This is a genomic window from Methylorubrum podarium, from assembly GCF_022179745.1.
GTDB classification, from domain to species: domain Bacteria; phylum Pseudomonadota; class Alphaproteobacteria; order Rhizobiales; family Beijerinckiaceae; genus Methylobacterium; species Methylobacterium podarium.
In genome coordinates this window covers 1-2,277 of the sequence record NZ_BPRD01000450.1, presented here as the reverse complement: position 1 = coordinate 2,277, position 2,277 = coordinate 1, and the positions used below count along the sequence as shown (strand labels likewise).

The window sequence follows — 2,277 nt, the reverse complement described above, 5'->3', positions numbered from 1 at the left end:
GCGCGGTCGGCGCGGCGGATCGAGCCGCGATACTCCCGCGAACCGGTGACGGGGTCGGTCATCCGCGCGGCGGCGTAGGCGACCGGGTCGTCGGGCCGGTCGGGCGTGTCGTCGGTGAGCCAGCGCCCGGCGAGCGACCAGTCGCTCCAGAGCGTCGTGCCGACGAAGCGCACGCCGTCGATCACCGCCGTCCCGCCGCCCTGGAGCAGGTGGATGCGGCTGCCGAGCCCGTTCAGCCGCGCGACCTCGTGCGCGAGGGCGGCCAGAAGTTCGGGTGCGGTGCGCGGGTCGCCGGTCGGGGCGTAGTGCTCGTGGTTGCCCGGCACCAGCACCACCGGCCGCCCGCCCGCCAGCGTCAGCACCGTGGCGAGCCCGGCCTCGGGCTGCCCCTCGTGCAGGTCGCCGGCGCAGACGAGCACGTCGAAGGCGGCGGCGGGCTTCGGGATCATCTCCGGGCGGCGCCGTTCGAGATGCAGGTCGGAGAGGGGGAAGAGGCGCAGCACGGCGTCCGAGCGTTCGACAACAAGGGGAAGGGATCAGGCGGAGGCCCGCGACTCCTCGGCCGCGGCGCGCCACTCGCGGCGGGCGGCCTTGAGCACGTCGAAGGCGGAATCGGCGTTGATCACGGCGATGCCGGCCGCCGCCACGAGGTCCGGCCAGGGCGAGAGCGTCACCGCGGTCACGAGGCCGGCGACGACGATCGCGACGTTGGCGGCGACATCGTTGCGGGCGGAGAGGTAGGCCGCCCGCGTCAGGCTGCCGTGGCCGTCGCGGTGGCGCGCCAGCATCAGCGCGCAGGCGAGGTTGACGAGGAGCGCGCCGAGCCCGGTCAGTGTCAGCGGCACCGGGGCCGGCGCGGTGAAAGCGGAAAACTTCTCGTAGGCCGCGTAGGCGGTGGCGAGGCCCGGCACCAGCAGGATGCCGGCGAGCAGCGTGCCGAGCCGCGCCCGGTTGCGCACGCTCCAGCCGAGCCCGGCGAAGATCAGAAGGTTGATCGCGGCATCTTCCAGGAAATCGAGGCTGTCGGCGATCAGCGCCACCGAGCCGATGGCCAGCGCCACGGCGATCTCGATGCCGAAATAGCTGAGGTTCAGCGCCGCGACGCGGGCGACGACCGGGCGCAGGCTCGGCGAGGGCGGCAGACGAGGCACCGGCGGATTCCCGAAGGCAGATCGAACCGGGCCGGTGATTGCCCGAGGCGCCGGGCCCTGTCGAGGGGCTTCCCGCTCGGGACTCCTCTCGGTCTATTGTCCGTCTGGATTTGCGCGCGCGGCTGTGCGAGGCGAAAGCTCAGCCAGAGGATTGCCGAGCCGCCTGCCGAGCGGCTGTCCGGATTGGGGAGGCGTCGACCATGTTGCCCGAACTGCGCGTGCTCTATTTCGAGGATCTCGAAGTCGGGCTCACCGAGATCCTCAGGAAGGAGATCTCCTCCTCCGACGTGGTGGGATTTGCCGAGATCACCGGCGACCGCAACCCGATCCACCTCTCCGAGCACTTCGCCGCGCGCACGCCCTTCGGCACCCGCATCGCCCACGGCCTCTACACCGCCGGCCTGATCTCGGCGGTGCTCGGCACCCGCCTGCCGGGGCCGGGCGCGGTCTACATCTCGCAGACCCTGAACTTCCGCGCGCCCGTGCGCATCGGCGACATCGTCGAGGTGAAGGTCGTGGTGGCCGAGCTGATCCCCGAGCGCCGCCGCGCCCGGCTCGCCTGCACCTGCTCCGTCGGCGACGAGGTCGTGCTCGACGGCGAGGCCCTGGTGAAGGTGCCGAAGAAGGAGGAGGCCGACCCCCTCGCCATGCGCATGGGCGGCGGCCACGCCTGACGCATCGTCCCGGAAGCTGGTTGCCGGCTTTCGGGAAAGGACGATGCGAGAGCGAAAGTCGACACCCGCTTGTTCGAGCCGATCGCCATCGCCGATCCGGACGATCCGCGCCTCGCCGCCTACCGGGACGTGCGCGAGCGCGACCTCGTGGGCCGGCAGGGCCGCTTCATCGTCGAGGGCGAGGTGACCCTGCGGCTGCTGTTCTCAGGGGATGCCCGCTTCGCGGCGGAATCGGTGCTGCTCGCGCCCGAGCGCTGGGAGGGCCTGTCCGATCTCTTCGCGGACAGGGTCGACGGCCCGCCGGTCTATCTCGCCGGCAAGGCGGTGATGAGCGCGGTCGCGGGCTTCCCGATCCATCGCGGCGTGCTGGCGGTGGGCCTGCGCGGTGCGGGCGGGATCAGCGCCTCGGGCGCCGGCGCCGCGCCGCGCAGGCCCACCGCCAGCACGCCGCG

The 2,277-nt window shown here is 72.7% G+C and carries 3 protein-coding genes and 1 pseudogene; 2 read left to right on the top strand and 2 right to left on the bottom strand.

Features of this window, described 5'->3' with window-relative positions:
- Both MFF42_RS20465 and MFF42_RS20460 read right to left on the bottom strand, forming a co-directional pair.
- Positions 1–503: metallophosphoesterase (locus tag MFF42_RS20465; RefSeq protein WP_238257389.1), on the bottom strand; the 503-nt coding region annotated here is incomplete at its 3' end.
- A 33-nt stretch (positions 504–536) separates the two neighbouring features.
- Positions 537–1,151 carry a cation efflux transmembrane domain-containing protein gene (locus MFF42_RS20460; RefSeq protein ID WP_238257388.1) on the bottom strand — a complete coding sequence of 205 codons (615 nt, stop codon included), beginning with the start codon at positions 1,149–1,151 and terminating at the stop codon, positions 537–539.
- 200 nt (positions 1,152–1,351) lie between these two features.
- On the opposite strand from MFF42_RS20460, the gene croR reads away from it, so the two are divergent.
- On the top strand, positions 1,352–1,825 hold the full coding sequence (croR, locus tag MFF42_RS20455) for a MaoC family dehydratase (RefSeq protein ID WP_238257387.1): 474 nt from the start codon (positions 1,352–1,354) through the stop codon (positions 1,823–1,825).
- Positions 1,826–1,894: 69 nt separating this feature from the next.
- Positions 1,895–2,277 (top strand): annotated as a pseudogene (locus MFF42_RS20450) (TrmH family RNA methyltransferase); the annotation flags it as partial.